20 protein-coding genes and 1 pseudogene are annotated in these 26,294 nt (G+C 61.8%); 8 read left to right on the top strand and 13 right to left on the bottom strand.

Translation table 11 applies throughout. The annotated features are described in order from the left end of the window. Window positions 1-4: 4 nt before the first annotated feature. The 3 genes from ACW9IB_RS11255 to ACW9IB_RS11245 are packed head-to-tail and all read right to left on the bottom strand — an operon-like array spanning window position 5 to window position 4,190. Window positions 5-2,101 (bottom strand): HlyD family efflux transporter periplasmic adaptor subunit, encoded by a 2,097-nt coding sequence (locus ACW9IB_RS11255; protein WP_457413660.1) that lies wholly within the window; start codon window positions 2,099-2,101, stop codon window positions 5-7. Further along, window positions 2,101-3,420 (bottom strand): efflux RND transporter periplasmic adaptor subunit, encoded by a 1,320-nt coding sequence (locus tag ACW9IB_RS11250; RefSeq protein WP_457413659.1) that lies wholly within the window; start codon window positions 3,418-3,420, stop codon window positions 2,101-2,103. Before ACW9IB_RS11250 ends, ACW9IB_RS11255 begins: the two co-directional genes overlap by 1 nt. Continuing rightward, the gene (locus ACW9IB_RS11245) at window positions 3,417-4,190 is read right to left on the bottom strand and encodes an efflux RND transporter periplasmic adaptor subunit (RefSeq protein ID WP_457413658.1); all 774 of its coding nucleotides are present in this window, start codon (window positions 4,188-4,190) and stop codon (window positions 3,417-3,419) included. Before ACW9IB_RS11245 ends, ACW9IB_RS11250 begins: the two co-directional genes overlap by 4 nt. Before the next feature lie 157 nt (window positions 4,191-4,347). Here ACW9IB_RS11245 and ACW9IB_RS11240 point away from each other — a divergent pair, with 157 nt between their 5' ends. From ACW9IB_RS11240 to ACW9IB_RS11230, 3 genes are all read left to right on the top strand, one after another. After that, window positions 4,348-6,519: an outer membrane assembly lipoprotein YfiO gene (locus ACW9IB_RS11240; RefSeq protein WP_457413657.1), complete on the top strand. Its 2,172-nt coding sequence runs from the start codon at window positions 4,348-4,350 to the stop codon at window positions 6,517-6,519. Beyond that, window positions 6,516-7,220 (top strand): DUF3142 domain-containing protein, encoded by a 705-nt coding sequence (locus tag ACW9IB_RS11235; protein WP_457413656.1) that lies wholly within the window; start codon window positions 6,516-6,518, stop codon window positions 7,218-7,220. Before ACW9IB_RS11240 ends, ACW9IB_RS11235 begins: the two co-directional genes overlap by 4 nt. A 70-nt stretch (window positions 7,221-7,290) precedes the next feature. Continuing rightward, on the top strand, window positions 7,291-7,980 hold the full coding sequence (locus ACW9IB_RS11230) for a hypothetical protein (protein WP_457413654.1): 690 nt from the start codon (window positions 7,291-7,293) through the stop codon (window positions 7,978-7,980). Window positions 7,981-8,241: 261 nt separating this feature from the next. On the opposite strand, the gene ACW9IB_RS11225 is transcribed toward ACW9IB_RS11230, so the two are convergent. The 8 genes from ACW9IB_RS11225 to ACW9IB_RS11190 all read right to left on the bottom strand — a co-directional run bounded on the left by ACW9IB_RS11225 (window position 8,242) and on the right by ACW9IB_RS11190 (window position 17,035). Next, window positions 8,242-9,687, bottom strand: a complete 1,446-nt coding sequence (locus ACW9IB_RS11225) for an efflux transporter outer membrane subunit (protein WP_457413652.1) — start codon at window positions 9,685-9,687, stop codon at window positions 8,242-8,244. Continuing rightward, window positions 9,684-10,742, bottom strand: a complete 1,059-nt coding sequence (locus ACW9IB_RS11220; RefSeq protein ID WP_457413651.1) for an HlyD family secretion protein — start codon at window positions 10,740-10,742, stop codon at window positions 9,684-9,686. The genes ACW9IB_RS11225 and ACW9IB_RS11220 overlap by 4 nt, the downstream gene beginning before the upstream one ends. Window positions 10,743-10,757: 15 nt before the next feature. Further along, the gene (locus ACW9IB_RS11215) at window positions 10,758-12,293 is read right to left on the bottom strand and encodes an MFS transporter (protein WP_457413650.1); all 1,536 of its coding nucleotides are present in this window, start codon (window positions 12,291-12,293) and stop codon (window positions 10,758-10,760) included. Window positions 12,294-12,410: 117 nt separating this feature from the next. Next, window positions 12,411-13,331: a LysR family transcriptional regulator gene (locus tag ACW9IB_RS11210; RefSeq protein WP_457366582.1), complete on the bottom strand. Its 921-nt coding sequence runs from the start codon at window positions 13,329-13,331 to the stop codon at window positions 12,411-12,413. A gap of 57 nt (window positions 13,332-13,388) precedes the next feature. Further along, window positions 13,389-14,237: an ABC transporter permease gene (locus tag ACW9IB_RS11205; RefSeq protein WP_457413649.1), complete on the bottom strand. Its 849-nt coding sequence runs from the start codon at window positions 14,235-14,237 to the stop codon at window positions 13,389-13,391. Window positions 14,238-14,248: 11 nt separating this feature from the next. Next, complete coding sequence (locus ACW9IB_RS11200) at window positions 14,249-15,100, bottom strand: ABC transporter ATP-binding protein (protein WP_457366584.1); 852 nt, start codon at window positions 15,098-15,100, stop codon at window positions 14,249-14,251. Between the two features lies 1 nt (window position 15,101). Next, on the bottom strand, window positions 15,102-16,127 hold the full coding sequence (locus tag ACW9IB_RS11195) for an ABC transporter substrate-binding protein (RefSeq protein ID WP_457413648.1): 1,026 nt from the start codon (window positions 16,125-16,127) through the stop codon (window positions 15,102-15,104). A 14-nt stretch (window positions 16,128-16,141) separates the two neighbouring features. Further along, window positions 16,142-17,035 carry a TauD/TfdA dioxygenase family protein gene (locus ACW9IB_RS11190; protein ID WP_457413647.1) on the bottom strand — a complete coding sequence of 298 codons (894 nt, stop codon included), beginning with the start codon at window positions 17,033-17,035 and terminating at the stop codon, window positions 16,142-16,144. Between the two features lie 369 nt (window positions 17,036-17,404). On the opposite strand from ACW9IB_RS11190, the gene ACW9IB_RS11185 reads away from it, so the two are divergent. The 5 genes from ACW9IB_RS11185 (at window position 17,405) to ACW9IB_RS11165 (ending at window position 24,045) form a co-directional block, all read left to right on the top strand. After that, a complete protein-coding gene (locus ACW9IB_RS11185; RefSeq protein ID WP_457366587.1) occupies window positions 17,405-18,103 on the top strand; it encodes a GntR family transcriptional regulator in 699 nt (232 codons plus the stop codon). A gap of 393 nt (window positions 18,104-18,496) precedes the next feature. After that, window positions 18,497-19,255 (top strand): DUF3050 domain-containing protein, encoded by a 759-nt coding sequence (locus ACW9IB_RS11180; RefSeq protein ID WP_457413646.1) that lies wholly within the window; start codon window positions 18,497-18,499, stop codon window positions 19,253-19,255. Beyond that, the gene (locus ACW9IB_RS11175; protein WP_457413644.1) at window positions 19,252-20,199 is read left to right on the top strand and encodes a diiron oxygenase; all 948 of its coding nucleotides are present in this window, start codon (window positions 19,252-19,254) and stop codon (window positions 20,197-20,199) included. The genes ACW9IB_RS11180 and ACW9IB_RS11175 overlap by 4 nt, the downstream gene beginning before the upstream one ends. Then, entirely contained in the window at window positions 20,196-23,567 is a 3,372-nt protein-coding gene (locus ACW9IB_RS11170) for an amino acid adenylation domain-containing protein (protein ID WP_457413643.1), read from the top strand. The genes ACW9IB_RS11175 and ACW9IB_RS11170 overlap by 4 nt, the downstream gene beginning before the upstream one ends. 19 nt (window positions 23,568-23,586) lie before the next feature. After that, on the top strand, window positions 23,587-24,045 hold the full coding sequence (locus tag ACW9IB_RS11165) for an SRPBCC family protein (protein ID WP_457413641.1): 459 nt from the start codon (window positions 23,587-23,589) through the stop codon (window positions 24,043-24,045). 31 nt (window positions 24,046-24,076) lie between these two features. Here the strand turns inward: ACW9IB_RS11165 and ACW9IB_RS11160 are convergent, their stop codons facing one another. Continuing rightward, on the bottom strand, window positions 24,077-24,862 hold the full coding sequence (locus ACW9IB_RS11160) for a methyl-accepting chemotaxis protein (protein ID WP_457413719.1): 786 nt from the start codon (window positions 24,860-24,862) through the stop codon (window positions 24,077-24,079). Window positions 24,863-24,931: 69 nt separating this feature from the next. Further along, window positions 24,932-25,957, bottom strand: a pseudogene (locus ACW9IB_RS11155) (HAMP domain-containing protein); the annotation flags it as partial. Between the last annotated feature and the right edge of the window lie 337 nt (window positions 25,958-26,294).

Here is a 26,294-nt window from a genome sequence, read left to right as displayed (position 1 = left end):
CCTGTCAGAACCCGCTTTCACGCACCCCCAGCGCCGCCGCCCGGCGCCAGGTCACACCCAGCACCGACTCGCTGCGCCCCTGCAACACCACCACACCGCGCAGCGGCTGACGGGGCGTCGGGATCGGTTGCACACTGTTCAATCGCGCGCCGTACTGCGCCTGCACCGGTTCCGGCCGCTGGTTTTCGTCGCGACGCACGGCAATCGGCCCATGGTGATCAGAGGTCAGCGCCTCCTGATCCAGGTAGGCCACACCGTTGGTATCGATCTCCGTCAGTTCCACCGGGATGGCCGCATGCATCGGATCGTCAGCGATAAACCGCCCGGTCGCACCCGGTGCCACGCGCCACAGCTCGGCTTCAGCCAGGTAGCCACGCAGCCGCGCACCGTCTTCGACGATGCGCGCCAGCGATTCCCTGGGTGACACCCAGCGCCCCGCGCTCAGTTGCGGCGACAGATCACGCACGGTGCCGGCATGGGGCGCGCGCAGCAGCAGTCGCTCACGCTGGGCGGCCAGGCCACGGTATTCGGCCAGGGCCTGGGACAGGCGCTGGTCATTGATGCCGGCATCCGCCGCCGTCTCGCTGCGCCCTGCCTGGCGGCGCATCTGCAACTGCAGGATCTCCACTTCACGACGCACGATGCCTTGCCGCGCGGCCAGGTCCGGGGACTCGAGTTCGATCAACACCTGCCCCTGGGTCACCACCTGACCGTCGACCACGCGTAGCTGCTGGATGCGCGCCGCCACTGGCGCATGCAACGCACTGGAGCGCCCCGCCTCCAGCATGGCCGGCAACTCCACGGCGCTGCGCCACGGCACCACCAGCGCCAACAGGATCAGCACCAGCCCCAGGCCACTGAGCCATACGCGGGGGGCATACGCCTGGCTGCGTCGGCTCCACCATTCGCGCCATTCCTTGAAGATCGGCAGGAAGATGAACCACACCAGTTCCACCAGCATCAGGAAGATCCCCAGTAGCTTGAAGAACAGGTGATACACCGCCAGCGCGATTCCCAGGAACAACGCCGCGCGCCACAGCCACGCCAGGTAGCCCCACCCCAGCAAGCGCCGCTGCATGACCGGCGACCACGGCTCCGGTGCAGGCTCGCCATAACCGAACAGGGCCTCGCGCAAGCGCCAGCGACACAGAGCAAAGGCGCGGCCTTGCAGGTTGTCGACGCCCCATAGATCGCTGATCAGAAAATAACCATCAAAGCGCATGAACGGGTTGAGGTTGATCGCCAGGGTCGTCAGCCAGGTGGCACTGGCCAGCATGAACGCAGCCGTGCGTGCCGGGCCGTCCGGCAACAGCGACCAGGCCAGCAGCGCCAGGCAGGCCAGCAGCAGTTCGGCCATCACCCCGCCGGCACCGATCATCAGCCGCGCGCGGCGATCATTCACGCGCCAGGCGTCACTCACATCGGTGTAGAACATGGGCAGCAGCACCATGAATGCCACCCCCATGCTCTGCACCCGGCAGCCGGCGCGCTTGGCCATGAACGCATGGCCGAACTCATGGCACAGCTTGGCGAAGAACAGCGCGGTGCCAAACGCCAGCGCGCCACCCAGGCTGAACAGGTGCGGGAAGGTCGCCAGAAAACGCTGCCAGTCCCGCGCCACCAGAAACACCCCCAGGCCCAGCACCAGCGGCAGACCATAGCGCAGCAATCGCGGCCCGAACCGCGCCAGCCACGGCCAGGTGCGATTGAGGAACGCGTCGGGCCGCCACAGCGGGATGCGGAAAAACAGGTATTGGTGCAGCAGGACTGTCCACAGACCCTGCTTCTGGGCGCGGGCCTTGTAGAGGTAGCTGGCGCGCTGCTGAGGGTCCAGCGCCGCGATCAGGTCGTGGGTGCGCAAAAAGCCCAGCAGTTCCTCCACTTCGTGCTCGCCCAGTGGCAGGCCCGGCTCGCGGTTGGCCGCTTGCAATACTTTCTGCGGGTCGCCCAGGGACCAGTGGCGCAGCAAGCGGATCGCGGTGGCGCCCAGTTTGAAATAGCGCCCGCGCACCGGGTCGGCCAGGGTCCAGCGCGGCGAGCCGTCCAGTGCCGCGCCGGCGCTGGACAGTTGCAAGTCTTCACGCAGCCCGGGCAGGTTCATCACAGACCCACGCTTTGGCGCAGGCCCGCCAATGGCCGACGCAGCAGGTACAGGGCCAGCGGCGCGCGTTCGCCGAAGATTTTTGCGGTGCCCCGCAGCCCGATGCGCGGGGGAGGCTCATTGAACTGCGCGTCGAGGCGATACGCCAGTTGGCCGCCCGGCGTGGGCTGCGCCTCGTAGGCGACGCGTTGCAGGGTGGCCAGATGACGCTTCAACGGGTCGCTGTCGAGGAACAACGCCACCTGGGCATCGGGCTCCAGGGCGATGGCGTCGCCCACCGCCAGCTCGATGCGTAATTCGGCCTGGCCGGGGTCGGCGATCTGCAACAGGCGCTCGCCGGTCTGCACGGGCTTGCCGGTCCAGCGCTCGGCGTCGGCGAACACCGCAATGCCATCTCGCTCGGCGCGCACCTCGCTGCGTTTGAGCAGTTCCCGGGCGTAATCCCGTTCGGCGCGCTTTTGCTCGACGCGGGCGGCCAGCAAATCGATGCGCGAGTTCGACTCGGCGTCGGCAAACGCACGCTGCGCATTGGCCTTGAGTTCGGCTTCGGCAACGCCCAGGGCGCGCGCGGCCACATCGGCCTGGGCCGTGAGGGTGGTGCTTTCAAAACGCAGCAGCAGGTCGCCGGTTTTTACCGTCTGGTTGGGCTTGACCAGAAACTCGGCAATCACGCCGTCCAGGGGCGCGGCCACCACTTGCCCGGCCAGCGGCACCACTTCAGCGGGCGCCAGCACCGATTGACGCACCGGAATCAACAGCATCAGCAGCAAGGCGATCACCGCCAGCACCTGGCGTTTGCGGGTCAAGCGCAGTCGCCACGGCTGGCGCGGTTGCAGGGCCCGCCAGGCATGGCTGTAGGTATCACCCAATTGGGCCAGCAATACCTGTTCGGGAGGGTTCCACGGGGTCTCGCGCGCCAGCCATAAACCACCGAACACACGGCCCTGGGGATCGATCAGCGGCAACCAGAACACCTGCCCAGTCGACAGGCTTTGCCAGTCAGCCTGCACCTGGTCGCTCAGTGACTCGGTCGACACCACGCGTGCCGTCTGCGCCAACGACTGTTTGTGCAGTTGCGCCACCGCCTGCTCGACGAACGCTACGAACGGCGCATTCGGGTCAACGCTGCTCACCGCCGTCACCGCCTGCACCTTGCCGGCGATCAGCAAAGCGGCATGGCGATAACCGAACAGCGACTGCCCGTCATTGACCAGGCTGTAGGCCAGTTGCTCAGTGCTGCGCGCGGCGCGGGTCTGGCGTTCCAGGTCGAGAAACTGCGCGAACACTCGTTCTGTGTTGCCCAGCAGCGGCGCGTTCATTGCAGTTGCGCAAAGTGGGCGGTGCCGCTCATGCCGGCCATCAGCCCGGAGGCGTTGGACACGGTGGCGACCAGCAGCAGCGTCTGGCTGCCTTCATCGATACGCGCACCCAGGCGCTTGACCGTGGCATTGAACGCCTGACCGGTTTCATCCGGGGTGAAATTGAAGGTCTGGCCCGGCTTGAGCTTGCTCATCCAGCGCGAAGGCACCAGCAGGTGGATCTCCAGGCTGCGGTTGTCGACGATCTCCAGCAAAGGCGTGCCGACCGAAACGCTTTCGTAGCGCTGGACCTTGCGCTGCACCACTTGGCCGTCATACGGCGCCAGCACGCTGCACCGCTTGACCTGCACCTGATAGACCTGGGACTGGGCCTGGGTTTCGGTGAGCTTGGCTTCAGCCCGCGCCACTTCAAAACGCCCGACCGAGTTCAACGCCGCCAGTTGTTTGTTGTGGGACAGTTCCTCGCCGGCGCCCCGGCTGGCCGCCTGGGCGGCATTGAGTTGGGCCTGATAGGCCGAGCAATCGAAACGCGCCAGGGTGTCGCCCTTTTTGAACGACTCGCCCTCGCTGAACGGCAGGTCGACGATCCGCCCCGACAATTCGCTGGCCAGCACTGCCTGGTCGCGGGCGCGCAAGACGCCACGCGCCTCACCTTCGCTGCTGGTGGTGGCTGCGGGTGGGTGGTCCAGCAACGGGTCATCCGCCAGTACCGGCGGCGCCATTGCCATCAGGCAGGAAACTCCGAAAATCCATTCACGTAACTGCTTCATACGACCTCCCTGACGATGGCTCAGTCTAGGGCAGCGGAGTTAAATTGCCACTACCCTCAATCGGACAAATCGGTAATTTGTGTGGGCCTTCACCTACGCCCCGGCGGGATCACGCTATGATTGGCGCCTTCCAAGGACTCAGGATCAAGGACACGTCATGCGCATCGGTTTTCTGCCGCCCCTGGCACTGGCATTGCTCGCCGGCACCTCCCTTCAGGCCCAGGCCAGCTCCGACGACTTCTGCTTTCCCGACTGGAGGGTTTCGCGTGACACCCTCGACACGTGCAACAACCTGCCGTTCCTGAGTCCCGGCAACGACAGCCGCACCAACCTGCGCCTGTTGCTGGCCGACCAGAAAGCCGCGCCCCTGAGCCCTGCTGCACTGGATGAAGATGACCTGGCCCAGGGTTTCGGCCCGGTGCCCTTCCCGGTCTATCGCCTGGCCCGTCACGCCGATTCGAGCACCGAGCCCGACAACGGCGCCGACGACTCGCGTACTGCCGAACTCGATACCCTGCTCAAGCCCCTTGGCATCCAGCGCGAGGAATACAAAACCGCCGGCGAAGCCTTCCTCAGCGGCGAAGGCAGCCGTTGCCGCAGCAACGACGATGACAGTGCCACCGCGTTTGTCCGCCAGGTGGTCAAGGCCGACATGCCGACGCCCGAGCGCGAGCTGCTGGTGAAGGCGCGGCTACAGTTGCTCACCACCTGCAGCTGGGAAGGGCCGATCGTGGCAGACCCGCAGCAGATCCAGTCCAGCGACGGCCAACTGTTTCGTACCTACCTGCAAGCCGCCGCCGATTTCTACAGCGGTCGTTTTGCCGAGGCCGGACGTGGCTTTGCCGCCGCCGGCGCCTCCAACGTGCCGTGGCTGAAGGAAACCGCGCTGTACATGACCGCGCGAAACGCGCTCAACCAGGCGCAGGCCAACACCTATGACGACTACGGCGTGCCGCAACTGGAGCGTGTGGACAAGCCCGCACTGGCCGAGGCCCAGCAGGCTTTCGACCACTACCTGAAGGCTTATCCACAGGGCGAATACACCGCCTCTGCGCGCGGCCTGCTACGGCGCGTGTACTGGCTGGCGGACGACAACCCCAAACTCGCCGAAGCCTATGCCCGGGAGCTGACACAAACCGCTGACGCCCAGCGCAACGTGTCCGTGGATGAGCTGGTGGAAGAAGCCGACACCAAGCTGCTGATGGTCAGCACTGGCGCCATCGACACGCCGATGCTTCAACTGGTCAGCGACCTGATGCTGATGCGCGCGCACACGCCCCCTTCCCTCACCCGCGAAGCACTCGACAAGCGCAAAGCGGTGTTCGCCAACAACCCCGCGCAATACGACTACCTGCGCGCGGTGTATGCCCTGTACGTGGAGCATCAGCCGGACAGTGCCTTGAAGCTTCTGCCCCACGAAGTGCCGGCGAACCTGGACTACTTTGCCTTCAGCCAACAGACCCTGCGGGCGTTGGCACTGGAAGATAAAAAGGACTGGCAAGGTGCCGAAGCCCTGTGGCTCAAGCTGTTGCCGCTGGCGAAACTGCCGTTGCAGCGAGACCAACTGGAGCTGGCCCTGGCGCTGAACTACGAGCGCAGCGGCCAGTTGGCCAAGGTGTTCGCCACCGACTCGCCGATCAGCGCCCCGCAGGTGCGTTACATCCTGCTGCGCAACGTTGCCGGTCCGCAGCTGCTGCGCCAGCAGAGCGCTCAGGCCCACGACCCGCTGGAACGCGAGACCGCGCAATTCGTGCTGTTGTACAAAGACCTGCTGCGGGGGCAGTTCGCCGCGTTCGCCGACGACCTCAAACAGCTGCCGACGCCACCCCCCGAGGACAAGCTCGGCACCAGCCTGGGGTATGTCTACAGTTCCAGCCAGACGCTGAAGCTATTCCAGTGGAACGGCGACAAGGCCGAATCCGGCTATGCCTGCCCGAGTATCGTGCAAACCGCCGCCACCTTGCAGGCTGAGCCAAAAAACCCGCAGGGTCTCAATTGCATCGGTGAATTCATCCTGCGCAACAACCTCGACGGCATGCCGCTTGAGCAGGCGCGCGCCGCCGGCAGTCTGGGCAGTACCGCGTCCAATTTCGAAGGTGACACCTTCTCGCGGCTCGACGGTTACAAACAGGTGATCGGCGATAGCAAGGCGCCGAAAAATGACAAGGCCTATGCGCTGTTTCGTGCCATCAACTGCTACGCGCCCGCCGGCTACAACAGTTGCGGCGGCGTCGAGGTGGAACCGGCCGTGCGCAAGGCCTGGTTCCGTCAGCTCAAAACCAGTTTCGCCGACACCCAGTGGGGCAAATCACTGCAGTACTACTGGTGAAACACCTGTGGCTCGGCGTGCTGTTGCTGACAAGCCCGGCCTTCGGCGCCGTCGACGCCCGCGACTATGACGCGTTCTGGCTGTGGAGCGGTGTGACGCCGCAGCCGGTGCTCGAACAGGCGAAAACCCTGTACATCCTCCAGGGCCAGATCAACGCCAGCCGCCGCGCGCCGCAACAGGGCGTGCGGCTGATTGCCCAGGGCATGGGCGTGCCGCGCCTCACCCAGGGCGACGTGTGGGTGGTGTACCGCGCCCACACGCTGCGCTGGCCGGAACCGGTCTACACCCAACTGCTCGGCCAGGTGCAACGCTGGCGCGACGCGGGCAACCCGGTGGTCGGCATCCAGATCGACTTCGACGCCCGCACCCAATACCTGCACGAATACACCCACTTCCTGCGCGACCTGCGCCAACGCCTGCCCACCGACCTGCGCCTGAGCATCACCGGCCTGCTGGACTGGAGCAGCAACGCCGACCCGACCGCCATCGCCCAACTCAAAGGCGTGGTGGATGAAGTGGTGGTACAGACCTACCAGGGCCGGCACAGCATCCCGGACTATGCGGCATACCTGCCCCGGATGAACCGACTGGGGCTGCCGTTCAAGATCGGCTTGATACAGGGCGGCACGTGGGATGCACCGGCGTATTTGAAGGAAAGTGAGTGGTTTCGAGGGTATGTGGTGTTTTTGCAGAATCGTTGACATAGGTGTCAACTCTGTGCAAGAAAGTGTCCTCCGTCCGCGGACAGAGGACACTCGCTTTCGGAGCCCCATGAAAAGTCAAGATATCGTCATTCTGTTCAAACTGATCAGTCTGGAATTACAGGCCAAAGGGGATCGCATTAAAAAGCGCGTGTTCTCTGTGGAGAAGGAGAACGCCGCCCTTGGCTTTCAGAGCATTCCGGACTACAGCCAAAACTTCGAGACCGTGCGGCTTTCGTCAATTGATGACTGGCGGGGCTGGGATGACTTAGACGAAGAGTTTGAAGAGCGTCACTCACAGATTTATTCGGTGAGAGCCCTGTCCTCCGCACTGGGCCTTAGCAAAACCGAGGTGTCCTCATCCCTGCAGCGCTGCAAAGAAATTGGGCTGATTTATTCGAGCCCTATCGATGCAATACCTCAAGTAAGGAGCAAGGCGCTGCTGGATTTGGTCACGTACAGCATCCGCTATATTTTCCCCGCCAAACCCGGCCCTATCGTTCGTGGCATTCCAACAGCCTTCGCAGCACCAGTCCTGGCGGGCAAGCTGATGAGCGGCGGCGATCTCATTCCCGTCTGGCCGGACGCATACGGAAAAAGCAAAGGCCAGGAAGTCACGCCGCTTTATAAAACCGTTCCCGGCGCGGTCAAGAAGGATGAGCTGCTCTACCACTTCCTTGCCCTGGTTGACGCCATTCGCATCGGAGGCCCGCGCGAGGCCAAGGTGGCCGACGCCATGTTGCGGGAGTGGATCCTGTGACTCCAGCCGCAAAACGCTGTTCAACTGCATGAGCCACCGACGGGCACACGAGCCTCACGTTCAGTCCATGCCAATCGTCCAGGACACCACCTGGATACTGGCAACCGATGGTTTCTGGGCCGAGCTCTCGATTCAGAAACAACTCGCGAGTCTCGCAACGCAGAGCCTTGATGGCGTCTCTACGGAAGACGACGTCACCTTCATGCTATTGCGAGCGTAGACACTCGACCCCTTTCATAAACGGCCATAACACTGTGTCGCTCAGCGACCCGCCGCTTGCAACGGATACACCGACTCCCACCCGCCACCCAGGGCCTTGTACAACCCGACCATGGCCAGCGACACGCCGGTGGAGCTTTCGACCCACTGTTCCTGAGTGGCCAGCAGCGCGCTTTGCACGGTGAGGACGTTGACGAAATCCACCACGCCTTCGACGTATTGATGCTGCGCGGTGGTCAGGGCGATCTGGTTCTGGCGTACGGCTTCGGCGAGGCTGTCGCGGCGCAGTTGGCTGGCGTTGTAGCGGGTGAGTTGGTCGTCGATTTCGTGCCAGGCGCGCAGCACGGTTTGCTGGTACGCGAGGGCCGCTTCCTGCTGTTGGGCCTCACGCAGGTTCAACATGCCTTGCAGGCGTCCGCCATTGAACAGCGGCAGGCTGAACTGCGGGCCGAAGGCCAATGTGCGGGAGCCCCAGGTGCCGAAATCCGACAGTTGCAAGGCCTGGGAACCCAGGCTGCCGGACAGGGTGATGCGCGGGTAGAAATCGCCCTTGGCCACACCGATGCTGGCGGTGGCGGCATGCAGGCGGGCCTCGGCCTGGCGGATGTCCGGGCGGCGTTCGGCCAGCTCGGACGGCAGGCCGATCGCGACCTGGCGCCGGGTCTGCGGTACGGCGGCATCCTTGGACAATTGCGCGTGCAGGGCTTGGGGCGGCTCGCCCATCAACAGGCTGAGGGCGTTGATCAACTGGTCCTGGCGCTGTTGCAGGTCTGGCAGGCGCGCTTCGATGGCCGCGACCTGGGCGGCGGCCTCGGCCACGTCGAGGTCAGTGGCCACACCGTCGGCCAGGCGCAATTGCGAGAGTTTGAGGCTGTGGTGTGCAACGTCGAGGTTTTGCTCGGTGACGGCACGCGTGTTCTGCACGCCGCGCAATTGAATGTAGTCCTGGGCGGTCTCGGCCAGCACCGAGAGCAGTACCGCGCGACGGTCGTTTTCGGCCACTTGCAGGGTGGCATCGGCGGCTTCGGTTTCGCGTTTGACCCGGCCCCAGAAGTCCAGCTCCCAGGACGCCGAGAAGCCCGCGTCCCATTGGTTGTACGCCGAGCGGCCATTCTCGCCAGACGGGTCGCTCAAGCCTTTGCCGCTGTTGCGCTGGCGCAAGTAGTCGCCGGTTGCGTTCACCGTGGGGTAACGCTCGGCGGTGGTCACCTGGCGTACCGCGCGGCTCTGTTGCAGGCGGCTGCTGGCCAACTTGAGGTCGAGGTTATCGTTGAGCGCACGCTGTGTGAGGGCCGTGAGTTGCGCATCGTGAAACACTTCCCACCAGCGCTCCTGCAAAGGGTCGCTGACGGCACGGCTGGCGGCTTGCCGGCCCTGGGGCTCACTCCAGCGGGCCACGTCCGGGTTTTGGGGCGTGTGGTAATCCGGGCCGACCGTGCAGGCACTCAGGCTGATAAGGCTCAGGGTGAGCCATGCCATGCGTTTCATTGCTGGGCCACCTCGCGCTGTTGCGCCACAGGCTGGGTGTCGACGCTGGCTTCCACCGACATGCCGACCCGCAGGCGCTCGGCCAGGGGCTGGCCCGGTTCCAGCACGATCTTCACCGGAATACGCTGCACTACCTTGGTGAAATTGCCGGTGGCGTTGTCGGGTCTGACCGCGGCGAAGGTCACGCCGGTGGCCGGTGCCAGGCTTTCCAGATGCCCCTGGAGCAGCTCGCCGTCGAGGCTGTCGACACGCACTTGCACAGCCTGCCCGGCGTGCATGTGGGAAAGCTGGGTCTCCTGGAAGTTGGCCACCACGTAGGCGTCGGTCAACGGCACCACGGCGAGCAGCTTGCTGCCCGGGGTCACATAGGCGCCGACGCGCACCGCGCGCTCGCCGACCATGCCGTCCACCGGCGCCACGATGCGCGTGTACGACAGTTGATAACTGGCCAGCTCCAGCGCCGCCTGGGCACGTTTGAGCCCGCCCTCGGCCGCATCGCGCTGGGCGGTGAGGATTTCCACCTGTTTGCGCTCCGCCGCCAGCACGGCGCTGGCATTGGCCAGGCGCGCGGTGGCCTGGTCGATGCGCGTCTTGGCTTGCTGGGCGTTCTGCACGGTGCCGGCACCCACCCCGGCGAGGTGGTTGTAGCGATTCAATTCGTGTTCGGCGAAGGCCATCTCGGCGCGATCCGCTGCGACGGTGGCCTGGGCCTGGGCGATCACCGAGCTTTGCCGCTCCAGGGTGGCGTTGGCGTTCTTCAACTGGGCCTGGGCGACCAGGGCATCGGCGTCGGCGGCCTGGGCGGCGGCGCGGAAATCGCGGTCGTCGATCAGCGCCAGCAGTTGCCCGGCCTTGACGCGCTGGTTGTCGTCCACCAGCACCTCCTTGATAAAGCCCGCCACGCGCGGCGCCACCTGGGTGAAATCGGCGGTGACGAAGGCGTCGTTGGTGGTCTGGCGCTGGCTGCCCAGCAGGCCCGGTGCAGCCAGGTAGACCAGCGCGCCGACGGCAAACACCGCGATAACGGCGACGGCAATTTTGTCTTTGCGTTTCATGAGCAGTCCTTTTGGCTAGGTCGGTGCGCGCGGTGGAAAGATCCGCGTCGGCATCCAGAAAATCAGCAGGATCAACGCCACCGCGACGGCGGCCATGACGAGATAGAGATCCGAAGAGGTGAGCACCACGGCCTGTTCGTGCAGGCGGTGGGCCAGACCGGGCGTGTCGCCATCGATTTGCGGCGAGTTGCCCAGGCGGTCCACCAGCATGCTGGAGTGAAAATGCAGGCGCCGGGTGGTCAGCACATCGAGCACCGCAGTGGCGATCACGGCGGCCAGGCCCTTGATGGTGTTGAACCACGCCGAGGCGAACGGCCCGTCCATTGGCTGGATGCTGCCAGTAGAGAGCATCAGCAACGGCAGCACGGCCATCGGCTGGCCGAAGATCTGTAGCAGGTACAGGCCGTAGAAATCATCGCGAATCCACACGGAGGTCAGGTGCGAACTGCCCACGCAGCACAGCACCAGCATGCCCAGGCCGATGCCGAGGACCCAGCGACAATCGACCCAGCGCAGGTTGCACAGCGCCGCCACCAACGGCAGTGCGATCAACTGCGGCAGTGCCATCAACAACATCACCGGCGCGGTTTGCAGTGGACGATAACCCTGGATCTGGGCAAGGAAACTCGACGGAATGAGGATCACCGAGGTCAGCACCATCAGCACGCCGGCCAGCACGATCAAGGCAAACGACAAGTTGCGCAGGCCGAGCATTTGCAACTTGAAGAACGGGATCGGCTGCGACCATTCATTGAGCATGAACAGCACCAGTAACAGCATGCCGCCAACCAGCAAGCAGGTGATCAGGTCCGATTCGAACCAGTCCAGGCGATTGCCCTGCAGCAGGCCGATCACCAGCATGCAGATCGCCGGGAAACCCAGCAGCAGGCCGCGCCAGTTGAAAGCCTTGAAGCGCTCCAGGCGCAGCGGGTCCTGCGGCAACCCGTAGGCCACCATCGCCATTGCCAACAGGCACGGGCCGACGATCTGCCAGAACGCCCACTGCCACCCGACGTATTCGGTCCACAGTGCCGCCAGCGGCGTGCCGAGGCTCGGGCCGAAGGTGGCGGTGAGCGCGTAGCCGGCCAGGCCATAGAGCTTGACGTTGGCCGGCAGGAAACGCAGGGCCACGGTCATCAGCATCGGTGGCAGTGCCCCCCCGGCCAGGCCTTGCACGGTACGCAGTACCAACAGGCTTTCGTAGTTCGGCGCAAACGGGCACAGGATGCCCAACAGGGTGAACAGACCGATGGCGCACAGGGTGAAGCGGCGCAGGGAAAACGTCACCGAACACCAGGGCGCGAACGCCATCGCCGCAACGGAGGTCGCGGTGTAGGCCGCGACCAGCCAGGTGCCTTCGTCAAATCCGATGAACAGCCCGCCGCGAATATCGGCAAGGGCGACTTTGGTCACCGTCTCGTTGAGACCTGAGACCAGCACCGCCAGTAGCACACCGACCAGGCCGATGATGATGCGTGGGCCAAAGGCGGGCGGGCTGATGCTGACGGGTTTGGCTGCGGCCTCAAGGGTGGGGGCAGCGAAGGAAGTCATGAACGGGTAGCTCGGAAGAGGAAGTACCCGGGCAGTTTAATAAGCCCTAAACATGACAAAAAGTTACTTATTGACAGCTTATAATTACGCTGGACGCAACGATCAACCGTTTGATTGTTAGACGGGCTGGGCTTCCAGCCAAGTGGCGTGGCAACTCTCGCGCATGGTCTCGCGCAGCCATCTGTGCGCCGGGTCTTTGTCGAAACGCGGGTGCCAGGATTGCGCCAGGATCAGGGTCGGCAGGGAAATTGGCAGCGCGAAGGCGCGCAGCGGCAGTTTCAGGCGGTTGGCACTCAACAGCGCTTCCTTGGGGACCGGCAGCAGTAAATCGGAGTCGGGCAGCATGAACATCGCACCGTGAAAACCCGGAGCGATCATCGCCACGCGGCGCTCCAGGCCGAGGGCATTCAGGGCCGTATCAATCGGCCCGCGCGCCTTGCCGCGCCGGGAAATGCTGATGTGGGAGTAGCTGGCGAAACGCGCCGGGGTGATTTCCTCATCGAACAACGGATGGTCTTCGCGGGCCAGGCCGACAAACGTGGTGGAGAACAACGTCTGCACCTTCACTTCCGGGCTCGGCGGCATCGTGTTGCTGACCCGCAGGTCCAGCCGGCCTTCACGCAGGGCATCGTCGTCGGTGTCGGCTTCGGGTACGAAACACAGTTCGCACAACGGCGCCATGCGCTCCATGGTGTCGAACATGCGACCGCCATACACACCGATGAAAAAGTCGTTGGCGCGCACGCTGAAACGGCGGCGCAACGTGCTCAGGTCAACCTGGTCGGCCGAACGAAACAGCAACGCCGCCTGCTCGACCACGTTGCGCACCTGGCCCTGCAACTGCAAGGCCTTGGGCGTCGGCACCAGGCCGCGACCGGCACGCACCAGGATCGGGTCGCCCACCGCTTCGCGAATCCGCGTGAGGGTACGGCTCATGGCCGCCGGGCTGAGGTTCATCCGTCGGGCAGCGCCGACCACGCTGCCCTCGTCGAGCAAGGCGTCGAGGGCGACCAGCAGGTTCATGTCCGGTAATTGCATGCCAGGCACTCGTGATCAATGGGCAGTGAACTGGGCGCAATCGTAACAGGGATGGGATCAGCGCTGCATGCCCCAGCGCTTCACGGTAAGCCGCTCGAAGGTGTCGAACACCAGGTTTTCCACGAGCAGCCCGATCAGGATCACCACTGCCAGGCCGGCGAACACTTTGTCGGTGTACAGCTCGTTACGGTTCTGGAAGATGTACCAGCCCAGCCCGCCCTTGCCGCTGGTGGCGCCGAACACCAGTTCGGCGGCGATCAACGTGCGCCAGGCGAACGCCCAGCCGATCTTCAACCCCGCAAGGATCGACGGCAGTGCCGCCGGGATGAGGATGAACAATACGAAGCGCATGCCCTTGAGGCCGTAGTTGCGCCCGGCCATGCGCAGGGTTTCGGACACGCCGAGGAAGCCCGAATAGGTGTTGAGCGCCAAGGCCCACAACACCGAGTGCACCAGCACGAAAATCAGGCTGTTCTGGCCCAGGCCGAACCACAGCAGGGCCAGCGGCAACAGTGCGATAGCCGGCAACGGGTTGAACATCGAGGTCAGAGTGCTGAGCAGGTCGCGGCCCAATTGAGTCGACACCGCCAGGGTGGTCAGGGCAAACGCCAGCACGATGCCGATCAGGTAGCCCTTGATCAGCACCACCAACGAGATGCTCACCTTGCTCAGCAGTTCACCACTGAGTAAACCATCGTAGAGCGCGTGAAAGGTCTGCATGAAGCTGGGCAACAGCAGGTCGTTGTTCTGATACCGCGCGACCGCTTCCCAGAGGATGGCGAGCACGATCAGGATCAGGCCTTTGCGCAACCAGCCTTGTTGCCACAGGCGTTGGCGCAGGGGCAGTTCGCGCTCCACGGGAACGCTGAGCAGCGGTTCGAGGGTAACTTCAAATTCCTGGCGCATGCGTCGGCCCCTTAGTAAGCGATGCGGATATCGGCGAAACCCAGCTCTTGCTCGGCTTCGGGCGCTTCATCGAACAGCAGGCGATGGATCCGCCGCGCCGACGCCTGGAACTCCACACCGCCGAGGCTGTGCAGGTCGTATTGATGGCTGTGGATTTCGGCACGAACGCGCCCCGGGTGGGGCGACAGCAACAGGATGCGGTTGCCCACCACCAACGCTTCTTCGATGGAGTGGGTCACGAACAGCAGGGTGAAGCGTACTTCTTCCCAAAGCAGCAGCAATTCCTCCTGCATCTTGCGCCGGGTCAACGCATCGAGAGCGGCGAAGGGCTCGTCCATCAGCAGGATTTTCGGTTGCATGGCCAGGGCGCGGGCGATGGCCACGCGGGCCTTCATGCCGCCGGACAGGGTATGGGGGTACGCATCGGCAAAGGCGGTAAGGCCGACTTTGTCGAGGTAGTGCAATGCGCGCGCTTCGGCTTCAGGGCGCTTCAGGGTTTTGGACGCCAGCAGCGGAAACATCACGTTCTGTTTGACGGTCTTCCACGGTGGCAGTTGGTCGAACTCCTGGAACACCACGATGCGGTCCGGACCGGGTTGCTCGACTTTCTGCCCAAGCAGACGAATCTCGCCTTCGCAGGGCTTGATGAACCCGGCGATGGACTTGAGCAATGTGGATTTGCCGCAGCCCGAAGGGCCGAGCAAAACATAACGGTCGCCGGGATCGATCTCGAAACTGACCTGGTGCGTGGCCCGTACCACCCGCTCGGGAGTGCGGTATTCAAGGCTGACGTTATCCACCGCCAGCAACGGGGCGGTGGCGTGCGGGTTGCTGGCCGTGTGGCCTTGCAAAGGCGCGTTCATTTCAACTTCCTTGCAGGGGCTTGGCGTCCTGGAAGAAGTAGTCCTTCCACGATTCAGGCTTGTGCTTGATGGCGCCGACGCGGTAGAGGAATTCCGCCAGCGGGTAGGTGCTCTTGGGTGTGATGCTGAATTCGAACTGCGGGTTGTCGATGATTTTCAGCAACTCGGCGCGATCGATTTTGGCCTTGGTCACCCGCAGGTAGGTGTCGGCGGCGGCGCCTTTGTCATGCTGGACGAACTGCGCGGCTTCGGTCAGCGCCTCGATGAACGCCGTGTAGGTTTTCGGGTTGTCGTTGCGGAATTTCTCGGTGGCGAACAACACCGTCGGCGAATTGGGTCCGAGGATATCGTAGGAGTTGAGCACCACATGCACGTTGGGGTTGGTCAGTGCCTGGTCCTGGAACGGCGGGTTGGAAAAGTGCCCAGTCAGCTCGGTCCCGCCGGCGATCAACGCCGCTGTGGCGTCGGGGTGCGGGACGGCGACGGTGTATTTGTCGAGGCGGTTGAATTCCTTGTCGCCCCATTGTTTGGCGGCGGCGTATTGCAGGAAACGCGACTGTACCGAAACACCCACCGCCGGTACGGCGATGCGGTCTTTGTCGGTGAAGTCGGCAATGGTTTTGACGTTGGGATTGTTGCTCACCAGGTAGTACGGAAAGTTGCCCAGGGAAGCGACGGCCTTGACGTTCTGCTTGCCACGGGTGCGGTCCCAAATGGTCAGCAGCGGACCAGTACCGGCACCGGCGATATCGATGGAGCCGGAGAGCAGCGCATCATTGACCGCTGCGCCACCGGAGAGCTGGGTCCAGTCAACCTTGATGTCGACGCCTGCCTGTTTGCCGTACTTCTCGATCAGGTGCTGATCGCGCACCACGTTGAGCAGCAGGTAGACGACACCGAACTGTTCGGCGATGCGGATCTCGCCTTCGGCCTGGGCAGCGGCGGGTGCAACCAGGCTGCCGGCCAACAGGCTGACGCCCAGGCCGACGGTCGCCGCCAGCCGTGCAAATGCAATGCTCCTGGACATGCTCATGCTCCGAATCAGAAAGGCGCGTCGCCCTGGATAGTGGTGCGAAACAATTTGCGACGCAGGTGGCTCGGGCAACCGGCGGCCAGATGGATCAGCGAGCGGTTGTCCCAGAACACCATGTCGTGGGGCTGCCATTGATGGCGGTAGATGTTTTCGGGCAGCACGCTGTGGGCATAGAGCTGGGCCAGCAGGTCGCGGCTTTCGTCCTCCGGCAGGCCGACGATGCGCGTAGTGAAACCCTCACTGACGAACAGCGCCTTGCGGCCGTTTTCCGGGTGGGTACGCACAATCGGGTGGACCACTTCGGCCACCTGCGCGAGTTGTTCGGGGGTGAGCGTCGGGCGCCAGTTGCCTTCGAACTTGGTTTCACTGTAGCGCGCGGTGTAGGAGTGAGCGGCGCTACGGCCCTCGACGGCGCTGCGCAGGTGGGCGGGCAGTTGGTCCCAGGCTTTGTGCATGTCGGCGAACAGGGTATCGCCGCCTTCGGAGGGCAGTTCCTGGGCGTGAAGCATCGAGCCCAGGCTTGGCAGTTCTTTATAGGACAGGTCCGAATGCCAGAACTTGCCGGCATCGCCCAGGCCGATGGATTGGCCATTTTCGATGATGTTGGAGACGATCAGGATTTCCGGGTGATTGGCCAGCAGAAACTGTTTGAGGACGTGAATTTGCAAGACGCCAAAGCGGCGGCTGAAGGCGATCTGTTGTTCGGGCGTGATGCGCTGGTCACGAAAGACAACCACGTGGTGATCCAGATGCGCGCGGTGAATACGCGCGAAATCCTGGTCGTTGACCGGACGCGACAGGTCCAGGCCGATGATCTCGGCACCTACGCTGCCAGGAAGCGGGCGAATGTCGAACGCTTGGGCTGGAGAGGTCGCTGTTGGAACAGTAGAGGTGGCGGACATGAGGTCACTCCCGATCAGTCAGGACAGTGACTTTATAGATATAAGAACGGCAGTTTAAATACCGTTAATGAATATTCATATGCGGGAATGTTCCGGCGAAAAATCAGGCCTTTTCACGGACAGGGAATAAACAGTCACCACAAAGCGTTCAGTTTGCAGTAAGACTATTGTGGCCGGAAAGGACTCTGCAGAGGGCTTGTTGAACCCGTCCTGTAAGACGCTTAAATGCCTTGTGTCAGCGCGCGGAGTCGCGTGTTGAACCGCTTACAAGCCGAAACCGTAGGCGTTTGACAAGCGTATGGGCAGTCTCTAGTGTGCATTGGATCCAATTGGCCACCCCCTATTCCAAACAAGGAGGATAGCGTAACCGTGACGCAGAAGCCGACCCCTTTGAACTGCATCAAGATCAGCGAACCCATTCCCGCTCATCTTGCTCGCTCCGTGATTGAAGAAACCCTGCGCAATGCCATTCTCGACGGGCGGCTGCCCTGTGGTACTGCCATGCGCCAGCAGGAATTGGCCAGCCTGTTCGGCGTGAGCCGCATGCCGGTGCGCGAGGCGCTGCGCCAGTTGGAGGCTCAATCGCTATTGCATGTGGTGACGCACAAGGGCGCCGTGGTCGCGCCGTTGATCGAGGACAACTCGGCAGAGACCTACGGCCTGCGCATGTTGCTGGAGTCTGAAGCGCTGCGACTGTCGATTCCGCTGCTCACCGAGGCGGATATCGCGCAAGCGGACGCCTGTATCAGGGCTCTCGAACAGGAAAAGGACTACAGCGAGATTGGTCGCCTCAACCGCCTGTTCCATATGTCGCTGTATGGCAAGGCGCCCAACCAGCGGCTGCTCAAACTGGTAGAGCACGGGCTGAACGAAGAGGAGCGCTTCCTGCGCTACAACCTGGAAGCGATGGGATTGGGCGAAACCTCTCAGGAAGACCACCGCGAACTGCTGAATCTGGTGGCGCAAAAGAAAGTCGAAGAGAGCATCCTGACCTTGCGCAACCACCTGATGCGCGGGATGGAGGTGATTACGAACTACCTCAGCAGCCAGAAAGCCATCACGCCGTAAGCACCCTCGGCTTATATCGTTAACGTTATGAGCCTGCGGGGAGCCTTATTCATTGAGTAAGCCCCCGCCTTCAACACGCTTTATCAAGTGCATGTTAGTTACTTGCAGTGAGCTTGATACCGCCTGCTTTTCAAAAAGAAATGTCCGACTATTTATAAACCCTTTGCTCACAACTCATATTATTTAGAAAAACTTCTAACATATTTCTATACCCGCCCGCATTCTTGGGCGGCTTATTATCCTTGCCTACTCAACCAGGCACTTCAACTACCTGCGCGGCCCGCCGTACAGGCGCAAGACGCGCGAACGCCTGGCTACTACCTGCACATTCATTTATTGATCGCAAACACCGTCGCTGTTTAAAAACAGATGCGACAACGGATAGGCATCACCATGTATCAACACTTACTTGAACAAAAAGAACGACAACTGTCTCATCACCCCCTGTTCAGGGAAATAACTTCACTGAACAAATTAAAACTATTTATGGAACGTCATGTATTTGCCGTCTGGGACTTCATGACACTCGCCAAGCGCCTGCAACAGGATTTGACCGGTACGCGCCTGCCCTGGCTTCCGCCTGCCAATTCGCACGCTGCACGCCTGATCAATGAAATCGTGCTGGGTGAAGAGTCCGACGCTCATCCCGCAGTCGGCCATTGCAGCCATTTCGAGTGGTACCTGGAGGCAATGGCCGAAGTAGGGGCCGACACGCTGGCAATCACGCGCTTCATTGCACTGCAGCGCGAAGGCGTTGAGGCAAGCGAAGCACTGCAAAGGCTCGATGTGCCGATCGGCGCCGCCCGTTTCGTCAGGCACACCCTGGACATCGCCCTGAACGCGCCCGTCCACTGCGTGGCGGCCGTTTTTCTGCATGGGCGCGAGAGCGTTATCCCCGCAATGTTCGAGCATTTGCTGCAACACAATCGGGTTATACAGCGCCAGGCGCCTCTCTTGCGCCGCTATCTTGAACGCCACGTCGAACTGGATACCCAGAACCACGTCCCGGCGGCAACGCGACTGCTCGAACACCTGGTCGGTGCAGACCCTGTCCGCGCACAACAGGCTCATGAGGCGGCGCTTGGCGCCCTGAACTGTCGCATCGCGTTGTGGGATGAGGTGAGGGACTCGCTGCAAAGGGAGCGACCATGAACCTCGATGAGTATCGCTCTGTCGCTGATGACTGGGAGCACCGCGCTACCGTCCGTACACGCCCGCGCCGCCTGTTGGAAAACGATGACAAGCTGATTTATCCCCTGTGCCGCCAACCCTTGGTGCTGTGTGCAACCTTTCTGGAGCATTGCCCGCAATGGCGCGACTTTGTGCTGCTGCAGAGCTTCTACAAGTTCCTCAACGATGTGGTGATTTTCGAAACCGAGATCGTCGACAGAACGGCACGCAACATCGCCAAGAATCGCTTCTTGCCCGCCTTCCCTCTCGCCTGCCGCTACGACGCGATGACGGTAGTGGTGGACGAGGACTATCACGCGTTGGTCGCACTGGATTTCCTGAAACAGACAGTGGCCATGACCGGCATACAACCGCTCGAATTGCCTGGGCACATCGAACTGAACCGTGCGCTGCCGGCGGCTCAGGCCCTGGTGCCTGCCCATCTGCGTGATGCCGTGGAGTTGCTCGGCGTGGCGATAGCCGAAAATACCGTGACCCACGAGGTGGCAGCGTTTTCAAAAGACACCCACGTCAAATCTTCGATCCGCGGCCTGATGGCCGATCACCTGTTTGACGAGGGCCGTCACGCTCTGTTCTGGACACGCCTGGTGCGCCTTTACTGGCAAGCGGCGAGCCCGGATGACCGCGACAGCATCGCCAGTGTTCTGCCGACGTTCCTGGCGCAGTACCTGACGAACGACCTGCAACAACGCTTCGATCGGCACCTGATCGAACACCTCGACCTCAGCACTCACCTGCGTGAAGCGCTGCACGCAGAGGTCACGGCACTGGCGTTTCCCATCACTCGCCAGCACCCGCTGATGAGCAACATCATCACTTTTTTGCAGCGCAGCGACTTGCTGCAGACGTCGAGCGTGGCCGACGCGCTGGACCGTTTCCTGGCGGTCCCCCGGAGGGTTGCATGAAGCAATTGAGGATCGGGTGGCAGGGCACCAGCAGGGCGCTGGCGGCCGTCAGGCAGGTACTCGAACAATACGGGCACATCGCGAGTGACGATGCCGTCGATCTCATGATCGAGGACGGCAGCCGGCACCTGCCCTCTCTTATCACTGCAATCCCGTGCATGCGGCTGCGTGTGGGGGTGGGTCCTGTGGCCGATGACGGACTGCCTGCGCTCGAGCTGCGTTGCTATGACCGGGATCGACGGTTATGGGCGACACAAGGCATTGCCCGGGAGCCCGAAGGTAATGGCCAGCGACTGTGCCAGATGGCGACCAACACACTGACGGACTGGGTGGCGATGCTGGTCAGCAGCTTCGCTCGCGACCCGGGCTGTTTCACCGGATCGGCGACCGCCAGTGACTTTGCCGAATGGGGCCTGCTGGAGCTGGACGCACTGGCTTACCTTCACCGCTTCAATCGTACGGCAGACCCGACGCTGCTGCGCCAGGCCCGCGTCCCGATCATCGAGCGGTTGCAGGCGTGCCTCACCACCTTCGCCGAGCGAACCGCACTGAATATCTCGGGAAGCACGGTGAGCTACCGCCAGTTGCTGGACCACGCGCTGGCCATCCAGGCGCAACTTCATCCCTTGCTCGAACAGACTGAAACCTTGCCGGTGGTCGGGGTGTGCCTGGAAAAATCCACCGCGTTATATGCCAGCATTCTCGCCGTACTGGGGTGCGGCGCGGTGTATCTGCCGTTGGCACCGGACCACCCGTCCAAGCGCCACCAACTGATGCTGGACGGTGCGAAGGCGCGTGTCTTGCTGGACGATGGCAAGCACCCGTTGCGCAGTCAGTTCAGTTCGCTGGATGTGAGTATGGCCGGCCCAGGCAGCATTGACCCGGCGCATTCGCTGATGCGCCACCGCCCCGCCATGGACGCGCCCTGCATGGTGCTGTACACCTCGGGCACCACGGGCCGGCCCAAAGGGGTGATGCTCAGCCAAAGTAACCTGGCGCATTTCACGGCCTGGTTTGGCGCCTGTATGGCGCTGGATGAACAGAGCCGCGTTTTGCAGTTCTCATCCTTGAGTTTTGACGCCTCGCTGATTGATATTTTTCCCAGCTTGATGGCAGGGGCCGAGTTAATCATCCCCAGTGAAGAACAGCGGCGTGATCCACTCGCCCTGGTGGATCTGATTCACCAGCAACACATCAGTCATGCATTCCTGCCGCCAGCGGTGCTCAGCACCTTGCCAGCGGATCAACCTCTGGGGCTGCAGCATCTGTTTACCGGTGGAGATGCCTGTGAGCCCTCGGTGATCGAGCGACTGGCGGGCGAATGCCAATTGCATAACCTCTATGGACCTACCGAAGCCACGGTGCTGGTGACGCATCGGGTCATGCAGCCTGGGACCGGCAATCGCAACCTCGGCCTTCCCGTTGCCAACAGCCAGGTGCTGATTCTGGATGATCAGATGCGGCCCGTGGATGAGCAGGTGATGGGCGAGCTTTATATCGTCGGCCCGGGGGTGAGCCTGGGGTACATCACCAGGACCGAACAGGCCTGCGACGCGTTTGTCGATCTGGCCCTGCCAGGCAGGCAGCCGCTGCGAGCCTACCGCACCGGGGATCTGGCCAAGTGGACAGATGACGGCATCGAACTGGGAGGACGGCGGGATCAACAGGTCAAGATCCGTGGCTATCGCGTCGAACCCCAGGAGATCGAACAGTGCCTGCGCGACAGCGGACTGTTTCGCCAAGTGGCGGTGGTGATTGATCACAACCATCGTATTGGCTGCTTTGTTACCCAACCCGAGCCCGGTGCCACGGTAGCGCTGTTGGAACAACATGCACGGCAGCGGTTACCGGACTATATGCTGCCTCGACTATGGCGTGAGCTGCCGAGCCTGCCGCACTCCTGCAACGGCAAGGTCGACCGTCAGGCGTTGCTGGCATTGCCCTGCATTCCAGGCGGGGTTTCTGGCGGTGTGCAAACACCGCTGCAATCACGGCTGATCTTACTGTGGAGCGAATTGCTGGACCTGTCGACGGATCGCCTGTCCGTGGATGAAAGCTTTTTCAACCTGGGTGGCCATTCCATTTTGCTGTCGATGCTCCTGCTGCGCGCACGCAAGGAGTTTGGCCGTAGTTTCGCCCTTAGCCGCTTCATTGAAGAACCCACTGTCCGTAGGCTCGCGATGCTGCTGGGGGATGAGTCGACCCCGTTGACGCACTCTGGCCCTGCGATACGGGATGCTCAACGAGAGTGGGTCGCCCCAATACTGGGTGAAGACCGAAGAGGTGATCCACGCATGATCATCGTGACCGGTGCCAATAGCTTTGTTGGCGTGCATATTGTCCAGGCGTTGCTGGAGGGAGGGGCCACGGAGATGGCCTGCCTGGTGCGCGAATCTCCCGGGCACTCGGCGATGGCACGCTTTACCCAGGCGCTGCACGAGTATCGCCTGCAACACCTGGACCATAGCCGAGTGCAGGTGTACGCCGCCGACATCAGCCTGCCGCAATTTGGGTTGACCAATAGGACCTACGAGCGTCTGGCCCGGGACTACGGTGTGTTGGTGCACAATGCCGCGCGGGTCAATCACGTGATGGACTATGCGTCCCTGGCACAGGACAACGTCGAACCGATATTCGAGTGCCTGCACCTGTGTGAGACCGGCGCCAAGAAGGTGTTCAATTTCGTCTCGACACTGTCGGCCTCCAGTGGGGTCGATGTTCTGGGGCATGTCCTCGAGGCGCCGGCGGCGGCCTCACCGCCGCTGTACATCAGAAACGGCTACAACCTGTCCAAGTGGGCCGCGGAACGCCTGCTGGGGCGAGCGGTCGAGCGTGGCGGCTGGGTGAATATCCTTCGTCCGGGAAACGTCAGTTTCAATAGCAAAAATGGGGTGTGCCAGCCGCAGAAAAATCGCTTGATGCTGATGCTCAAGGGCTCGCTGCAATTGGGTCTGGCCCCCCGACTGGAGGGTAACTTTGATCTGATGCCCGTGGATTTCCTCGCCCGCTTCATCGCGTTTCACTGCGCCCGCTTTGACATTGATCACCGTGTGTTCAACCTGCACAACCCGCAGCCCTTGAGCTGGGAGCGTTATCTTGATGTGTTCAGTCAGGCGGGGCACCGGTTCGAACGGGTGAGCATCCAGCAGTGGCAAGACGCACTACGTACGGTAGGTCCCGAAAATGCGTTGTTTGGCGTGCTCGGTTTTTATCTGGACCGCCTGGAAGATGATATTGGCGATACCTCAAGGATTCGCCACGACAATGCCCAGCGAGGCGTCTGGCAGATGGGCGAGTCCTATCCCGAAAAGAACCTGGCGCTAATGAACCGTGGCTGTCGCTATCTCAAGCACATTGGCTTTCTCTGAACCGCTTCAGGACAACTTCATGCAACCGCTGCAACCCGATACGTTAATTCGCAATCCTGAAGGCATACCCGTGGTTGCTTCAGTGATCGTCTCCTGCCACACCAGACGTCTGTGGGATATGGTAGGCCGGTTCGAGGGTTTCGATACCTTCATTCCGGCACTGGCACGCATCGAAATGACCGGCGTTGATGTGGGCGCCTTGCGCACCAAGTTTTTCCACGACGGCAATTGTGTGGTGGAGCAACTCAACAGCCGAGACGAAGGTGCCATGACCATGACCTGGACCACGATCTACAACACGCTCGGAGTAGCCAGGCTATGGTCGGCCATGCACGTGGAGGCGGTGGGGACGAATACTTCCAGGGCAACCTGGACCATCATTGCCGAACCCCTCGATGACAGGCAGGAGGGGTTCCGACAGTTTGTACAAGGTTTTGCCAACGATGCCCTGGACAACGTGTGCCGATTGCTCGAATAGGCCTGAAAGCACCTGCTCGAGTGCCTTCCGGTCAGATTCGGAAGCTGTCCACCAACTGCTTCAACCGATTGGCCTGTTGTGACAAGGCATCACAGTCCTTCAACGTTTCGTTGAGGTTGGCCACGCCCTGCTGGTTCAGCAGGTTGATCTGATTGATGTCGACGTTGAGGGTTTCCACCACGGCCGTCTGCTCTTCGGTGGCTGCGGCTACAGATTGGTTCATACCGTCAATCTCGACGATACGTTGCGTCACACTCACCAGGCGTTCGCCAGCCTGGTTAGCCACATGAACACTTTCTTCGCTGGACGCCTGGCTGGCGTTCATGGTGCTGACGGCTTCACGCGAGCCCACTTGCAGTGAAGTGATCATCTTGTGGATCTCCTCGGCGGACTCTTGGGTACGGTGCGCAAGGTTGCGTACTTCGTCGGCCACCACGGCGAACCCACGACCTGCTTCACCGGCGCGTGCGGCCTCGATCGCCGCGTTGAGCGCCAACAGGTTGGTTTGTTGGGAAATACCTTTGATGACATCAAGAATGTGGCCGATGTTATCGGTACTGGCATTCAGGGTTTCGATCTGGGTACACGACAAACTGATCTTTTGCGACAACGCTGACATGGCCAGGATGGTGTCCTCTACCACCTTGCGACCATCGTCAGCCTGCTCGCTGGCACCGCTTGCGTGCAATGAAGCATCGGCCGCGTTGCGAGCGATTTCCTGGGTGGCGGCACCGAGCTGGTTGATCGCCGCCGCTACGCTGTTGGTACGCGCGCTTTGCTCGTCTGAGCCGATAATCGACGCATTGGACGACGCCATGACGCGCTGGGACAGATCATGCACGTGACGTGTCGCCGACGACACTTCGGAAATGGAAGCGTGGATACGCTCGACGAATTGGTTGAACGCGCTGCCCACCTCGCCGAATTCATCCTTGCTGGTCACGGTCAGGCGCCGGGTTAGATCGCCCTCGCCTTGAGCGATATCTTGCATCGCTCGTCCCATGGTGTTCAGGGGGCGTAGCAGTACTTGAATCAGCAGGCTCAGCAGTACGGCAATCACTACCACCGCAATCAACATGGCAACCAACGCGGAAGCTCGGAATTTGCCCAGTGGCGCGTAGGCTTTGTCTTTATCGATCGACAAACCAATGTACCAGTCGGCACCCGGCAAGCCATTGATCGGGGTGAAAGAGAGGATGCGGTCCTGACCTTTGAGCACAACGTTTTGACTGATCTTCTCGATACGCAGGTTTGTGCCTGGATAGATGTCTTTGAGGTTTTTCATCACCTGGTCCTGATCAGGACTGACAATGACCTGGCCATCGCCACTGACCAACAGGGCATGGCCAATACCGCCGAAGTCTACCGAGTTGATGATCTTCACCAGGGATTGCAGGCTCAGGTCACCACCGACCACGCCCAAGAGCTCGCCATTCTTCTTTACCGGCATGGCGATCGTCACGATCTGACCACCCACCGCGGCCATGTAAGGAGGGGTGAGTGTGGGTTTATCGGCGGCTACCGCCTGTTTGTACCAAGGGCGCTGACGTGGGTCGTAACCGTCGGGCATTTTGGCGTCCGGGCGTTGAGTGAAGACACCGTTGGTTTGGCCCACGTAAGTGAACTGGAAGTTTGCGGTGAAGGCCGGTTGATCGACCAGGCCGGGAAGGTCGGCATCATTGCCTTGATGAGCAACGTTTTGCGCCAGACTTTCGAGTACCAGTACCCGGCCGTTGAGCCAGTTTTGCACGCTGCTGGCGGTGAGCTCGCCGGATTGCTGGATGGAGGACTCAAGGTTCTGCGTGATGGTATTGCGCTGAAGGTAGTCGTTGTAGAGGGTAAATAATGCGAAGGCGAGAACAACGACACCTGACGCGGCCAGCAAAATTTTATGACTGAACTTTAGATTCATTTCATCGACTTCTTTTTGCCAAAGGGGGTGAGCGTGCTGAGGAAACATTCCATGTAAGCAATACTGCGGAAATCCTTCCGCTCTATTTTGGTGCACGCAGGGCTCATCAGGCTTTCGGCCGCATTTGGACAAATCTTAGTGATTTGTGAGAAGCCTGTTCATTTTCTGACGGAAGCCGACCAGCGGTAGAGGGGGATGCTACAGAGTAGACGCTAAGGTTTTATTGCTTGTGAATTTTGCGCTGCCCTAAAACGACAAAACCCCTGTCTGCATTAGCAGACAGGGGTTTCGGAATTTAATCTTGACGATGACCTACTCTCACATGGGGAAACCCCAC

Source organism: Pseudomonas sp. SDO524_S393 (genome assembly GCF_054071875.1).
The sequence above is the reverse complement of the archived record's forward strand: the minus strand, read 5'-3'. Positions and strand labels throughout refer to the sequence as shown.